This window comes from Actinosynnema sp. (assembly GCF_052038725.1).
Map to the genome: position 1 here is coordinate 1 of NZ_JBQGCX010001218.1, position 5,535 is coordinate 5,535.

A 5,535-nucleotide genomic window follows, 5' to 3' on the forward strand; every position below is an offset into this window, starting at 1 on the left:
GGTTCCGGCGGGCCCGCGCGACGCCCTGCTGGCCCCCCCGGCCGCAGGCGTCGAGACGGTTCGGGCCTGGCTGCGGGCGGACACCCGGCTGCCCGCCACCGCGTCGACCCCGTGCACCTCCGCACCGGCCACGCGCAAGCGGTTGACCGAGGTCGAACGCGCGCTCGGCCGCTCGCTGCTGCACGCGCCCAGCGCCAAGCACGAGCTGCGACTCGCCCTGCGGGCCCTCGGCTCCGCTGTGACCCCCGCTCGCGGCACCCCGCCGCGACCTGCGGCGGACCACGCCCACCCGTCACCGGGAAACCGCCGCGCCCGCTGACCGCGCGGTCCGCAACTCGTCCCGCCCGGCGCCCGCCGGCTACGGTCGGGACCGGCCGCCGGGGAGGGCTGCCGGGACCGGGCGGGGGCGTCGAGCGACCGGTCCGGCGCGCGGAGACCGGCGCGCCGAGGTCGGCCCGGTGACCGCGACGGCCGTTCAGCCGTGACGAAGGGGGCGGTCACCGGGCGGGCGGCGCCCGCCCGGCGACCCCGCCGATCAGCCCTGGGCCAGGTCCGTGAACCGGCTGTAGTGCAGCTGGTGGGCCACCGTGATCGTCGCGGTCGGGCCCGCGCGGTGCTTGGCGATGATCAGGTCGGCCTCGCCCGCGCGCGGGTCGTCGCGCTCCCACGCGTCCGGGCGGTTGATCAGGATGACCATGTCGGCGTCCTGCTCCAGCGAGCCGGACTCGCGGAGGTCGGACAGCTGCGGCTTCTTGTCGGTGCGCTGCTCAGGGCCTCGGTTCAGCTGGCTGATCGCGATCACCGGGACCTCCAGCTCTTTCGCGATCAGCTTCAGGTTCCGGGAGAACTCCGAGACCTCCTGCTGGCGCGACTCGGACTTCTTGCCCGACGACATCAGCTGCAGGTAGTCCACCACCACGAGCCGCAGGTCGTGCCGCTGCTTGAGCCGCCGCGCCTTCGCCCGGATCTCCATCATGGTCAGGTTCGGCGAGTCGTCCACGAACAGCGGCGCCTCGCTGATCTCGCTCATCCGCCGCGCCAACCGGGTCCAGTCGTCGTCGCTCATCGTGCCACCGCGCATGTCGCCGAGGCGGATGCGCGCCTCGGCGGACAGCATCCGCATCACGATCTCCGTGCGGCTCATCTCCAGCGAGAAGATCGCGCTGGTCAGCCCGTGCTTGACCGAGCAGGACCTGGCGAAGTCCAGCCCCAGCGTCGAGTTGTGCGTCGGGATCATCGACCGGCCCGCGAGGTACAGGTGGGCGGCGTTGTCGACCTCCACGCAGCGCACCGGCACGCTCGCCACCGGCCGCACCCCCACCACGAACCGGGTCCCCGCGCCCGCGCGCTGCCCCCGGTCCTTGTGCTCCAGCCGCTTGCGCTCCACCCGGAACACGTCGTCCCCGGCCTCGAAGCCGACCACCACCCCGTCCCCGGCGCAGCGGTAGCCCAGTCCGACGACCAGCTCGCGCACGTCCCGCGCCAGGCCGGCGCCCGACGCCTCGAACCGCACCGAGCCGTCCTCGGCGACCGTCCCCGCGGTGTCCAGCAGCCCGGCCAGCAGCGCGCGCCGCTGGGGCTCGGACGCCCGCAGGTACTCGGCGGGCACCCGCTCGGAGCCCAGCACGCCCGCGCCGTGCAGCAGGCCCTGGAGGGTGCCGCGCTCGCTGTGGCACTCCGGGCAGTCCCGCACGCCGGTCGACGCCGCGCCGCAGCCCTGGCAGGCCGGGGAGGCGCGCACCTCGTAGCCGTCCGACTCGACGTTCCACAGCACCTCGGCGTCCTCCGAGGTGAACCGCGCGGACGCGACGTGGCCGCCGAGCAGCACGCCCAGCGAGTACGGCGCGATGGGCAGCGGCCGGTCGGGGAGCGCGAGCGGCGCGGCGCCCGCCACCGACGGCGTCTCGCCCCGGCGGAGCGCCTCGGCCAGCTCGGCGGTCGTGCGCACGGCGGAGGCCCCCGGCGCGCCGGTCAGCCACTGGTGCTCGGCGTCGGCGAGCAGCACCGACCCGTCCGAGAACACCACCTCGTGGCACGGCCTGCCCCGCATCACCCCGGTCGCCGCGACGACCCGCGTCGGCAGGCCGTCCGCGTCGAGCAGGAGGTCGCCGACCCGCACCTCGCCCATCGTGGTCCACCCGGTCGGGGTGGCCAGGGGGGTGTCGAGGGCCAGCGCCTTGCCGACGCCGGGGCGGGCCGCGACGATGATCATCTGACCGCCGTGCAGGCCGTTCGTCAGCTGGTCCAGGTCCGCGAAGCCGGTCGGGATGCCCAGGGACGAGCCGCCTCGCGAGGCGATGGCGTCGATCTCGTCCATGGTGGGCTGGAGCAGCTCCTCCAGCACCGCGTAGTCCTCGGTGGTGCGGCGCTCGGTGACCTCGTAGATGGCCGCCTGCGCCCGGTCGACCACCTCGTCCACGTCGGCGCCCTCGGCGCCGTTGTAGCCGAGCTGCACGATGCGCGTCCCGGCCTCGACGAGCCTGCGCAGCACCGCCTTCTCGGCGACGATCTCGGCGTAGTAGCTCGCGTTCGCCGCGGTGGGCACGGTCGCGATGAGGGTGTGCAGGTACGGCGCGCCGCCCACCCGCAGCAGCTCGCCCCTGCGCTCCAGCTCGGCGGACACCGTGATCGGGTCGGCGGGCTCGCCCCGGCCGTACAGGTCGAGGACGCAGTCGTAGACCGCCTGGTGCGCCGGGCGGTAGAAGTCGTTCGGCGCGAGCACCTCGACGACGTCGGCGATCGCGTCCTTGCTCAGCAGCATCCCGCCGAGCACGGACTGCTCCGCGGCCAGGTCCTGGGGCGGCTGCCGTTCGAAGCTTGGCTCGGCCATGCCCCGGTCGTCCACCACCGCCACAGCTACCCACCCCAATCCGTTCGTGCCGACCGTTCTACCCCGGCTCCCCGGTATCGGCGAGGAGCCACGCACAGCGACACAGGGACGCTAGAGCCACCCGGACGGACCAAGCAACCGGGCCTGTGGACAAGCCTGTGGAGAACTTGGGGATGGTTTGGCCGAGCTGACCACAGGTCGCCTCGAACCTGTGGACAACTTGGGGACAACTCGACCTGTGATTCCAAAATTCCCAGGTCAGACCCTGTGAGTCAGTTGTGGAGAAATTAGTGGGTCACAACTTCGGCGTGTCGCGTGTTACTCGCCTCACGGCGTGTCGTGGTCACCCCGTCACAGCAGGTTCTCCACAGGGGCTGTGGACAACTCAGCAGAAAGCGCCGCCCGCCCCGCGACGGGGCGGACGGCGCTTCCGGAGCGCGCTCAGCCGACCGGGGAGACCTCGACGGGCAGCGACACGGTGACCTCGGGGTGCAGTCGGACGGTGACCGAGTGCTTGCCCAGGGTCTTGATGTGGCCCGCCAGGTCCACGGACCGCTTGTCCAGCGTCGGGCCACCCGCGGCGCGAACCGCGGACACGACGTCGGACGAGGTGACGGAGCCGAACAGCTTCTTGGAGCCCGCGGCGGCCTTGGCCTTCAGCGAGACCGAGCCCAAGCCCTCCAGGGAGGCCTTGATCTCCTTCGCGTGGTCCAGGTCGCGGACGCGACGGGTGTCCTGCGCGCGGCGGATGACCTCGACCTGCTTGGCCGCGCCCTTGGTGGCGAGGATCGCCAGGCCGCGGGGCAGCAGGTAGTTGCGGCCGTAGCCGTCCTTGACCTCGACGATGTCGCCGGGGCCACCGAGGCCGCTGACATCAGCGGTGAGGATGAGCTTCACGGTGTTATCCCCCTTCTTCTTAGCGAGCGGTCGAGGTGTAGGGCAGCAGCGCCATCTCGCGGGCGTTCTTCACCGCGACGGCGACGTCGCGCTGGTGCTGGCTGCAGTTGCCGGTGACCCGACGAGCGCGGATCTTGCCCCGGTCCGAGATGTACTTCCGGAGCAGGGTGGTGTCCTTGTAGTCGATCAGGTTGGCGTTCTTGTCCTTGCAGAACGCGCAGACCTTCTTCTTGGGCTTGCGCACAGGCGGCTTGGCCATGTGTGTACTCCTGGAGTGACGCGGTGAAGTTCTGGGGTGACCTGTGCTGGTCTAGAAGGGAGGCTCGTCGGCGAAACCGCCGCCGGAACCCGCCGGGGGCGCGGAGCCCCAGGGGTCGTCGGCAGGGGCGCCACCGCCGCCACCGCGGGACTGCTGCTGGCCGCCGCCGTAGCCGCCACCGCCGCCGTCACCTCGGCTCACCTTGTTGACCTTCGCGGTCGCGTAGCGCAGCGAGGGGCCGATCTCGTCGACCTCCAGCTCCACGACGGTGCGCTTCTCGCCCTCCTTCGTCTCGAAGGAGCGCTGGCGGAGCCTGCCCGTGACGATCACCCGCGAACCGCGGGTCAACGTCTCGGCCACGTTCTCCGCGACCTGGCGCCACACGTTGCAGCGGAGGAAGAGCGCCTCGCCGTCCTTCCACTCGCCGGACTGGCGGTCGAAGGTGCGCGGGGTGGAGGCGACCGTGAAACCGGCCACCGCCGCACCGGACTGGGTGAAGCGCAGTTCCGGATCGGAGGTCAGGTTCCCGACCACCGTGATCGTCGTCTCGCCTGCCATGTCCGGTTCTCCCTCAGGCCTTGGCCTTCGCGGCGGCCTTCGCGGCTGCCTTGGCAGCGGCCTTGGCGGCCTTCGCGGGCTCGCGGCGCAGGACCTTGGTGCGCAGCACCGTCTCCTGCAGACCCAGCTGGCGGTCCAGCTCCTTCACGGCCTCGGGCGTCGAGAGGAGGTCGAGGACGGCGTAGATGCCCTCGGCGCTCTTGTTGATCTCGAAGCTCAGCCTGCGCTTGCCCCAGACGTCGACCTTCTCGACGTTGCCACCCGTGGTGCGGATGACGTTGAGGAACGTGTCGAGCGAGGGCGCGACCGTGCGCTCGTCGAGACTGGGGTCGAGGATGACCATCACTTCGTAATGACGCATGAAGACCACTCACCTCCTGTGGACTCACGGCCACGGGCTTTCCGTGGCAGGAGGGTCGTCGCGTCAGCAACCCGAACAGCCTACAGGGGTTCGGCCCGGTCGGTGAAACCGACTGGTCGCCGGTGCGTTTCGAGCGCGCGGGAGCCGGGAAACCAGGGTGGTTCAAGATCACCCGGTTCCGCTGGGGCTCCCGGTCCCGCCGCTGGTCGGAGCCTTGGCGGAGGTCCTGGTCGGGGTGGTTCAGCGGATCGACGGGCGGCGCAGCACCCAGGTGCGCACCAGCGCGCCCGTGACGCACGCCAGCAGCACCACGGCCAGCAGCACCGGCGTCGCCACCCCGTTCGCCGGCCCCGGCAGCGCCTGCGCCCGCCCGGCCTCGCGGACGTCCTCGCGGTCGGCGGCCCGAGGCAGCCCGTGCCCGGCGCCGGGTCCCCCGGTCTCGCCGCGCGGGACGGGCGAGAGCAGGCCGGGCGTCGCGAACGGCAGCGACCCGTGGCCGAACGCGGACGCCCCGCCGAAGTCCGCGCCCCACCGCAGCAGGTCCCGGCCGGGGGCGACCACGGCCGACGCGGTCCCGGTGGTCGAGCCCCGCGGCACGCCCCGCGCGGGCAGCTCCTCGGGCCGCCGACC

General features: G+C 72.5%; 5 protein-coding genes and 2 pseudogenes. 1 reads left to right on the top strand and 6 read right to left on the bottom strand.

All coding sequences use genetic code 11. The annotated features are described in order from the left end of the window. A pseudogene (locus tag ACTUAL_RS25625) lies at positions 1-319 on the top strand (hypothetical protein); the annotation flags it as partial. A 216-nt stretch (positions 320-535) separates the two neighbouring features. Here the strand turns inward: ACTUAL_RS25625 and dnaB are convergent. The 6 genes and pseudogenes from dnaB to ACTUAL_RS25655 form a co-directional block, all read right to left on the bottom strand. Continuing rightward, positions 536-2,854, bottom strand: a complete 2,319-nt coding sequence (dnaB, locus tag ACTUAL_RS25630; protein WP_177154569.1) for a replicative DNA helicase — start codon at positions 2,852-2,854, stop codon at positions 536-538. Positions 2,855-3,271: 417 nt separating this feature from the next. Beyond that, positions 3,272-3,727: a 50S ribosomal protein L9 gene (rplI, locus tag ACTUAL_RS25635; protein WP_096497485.1), complete on the bottom strand. Its 456-nt coding sequence runs from the start codon at positions 3,725-3,727 to the stop codon at positions 3,272-3,274. Positions 3,728-3,746: 19 nt separating this feature from the next. Then, positions 3,747-3,986 (bottom strand): 30S ribosomal protein S18, encoded by a 240-nt coding sequence (gene rpsR / locus ACTUAL_RS25640; RefSeq protein ID WP_015805710.1) that lies wholly within the window; start codon positions 3,984-3,986, stop codon positions 3,747-3,749. A gap of 51 nt (positions 3,987-4,037) precedes the next feature. After that, positions 4,038-4,544, bottom strand: a complete 507-nt coding sequence (locus ACTUAL_RS25645) for a single-stranded DNA-binding protein (RefSeq protein WP_015805709.1) — start codon at positions 4,542-4,544, stop codon at positions 4,038-4,040. Between the two features lie 13 nt (positions 4,545-4,557). Continuing rightward, positions 4,558-4,905: a 30S ribosomal protein S6 gene (rpsF, locus tag ACTUAL_RS25650; RefSeq protein WP_096498146.1), complete on the bottom strand. Its 348-nt coding sequence runs from the start codon at positions 4,903-4,905 to the stop codon at positions 4,558-4,560. 240 nt (positions 4,906-5,145) lie between these two features. Continuing rightward, positions 5,146-5,535 (bottom strand): annotated as a pseudogene (locus tag ACTUAL_RS25655) (hypothetical protein); the annotation flags it as partial.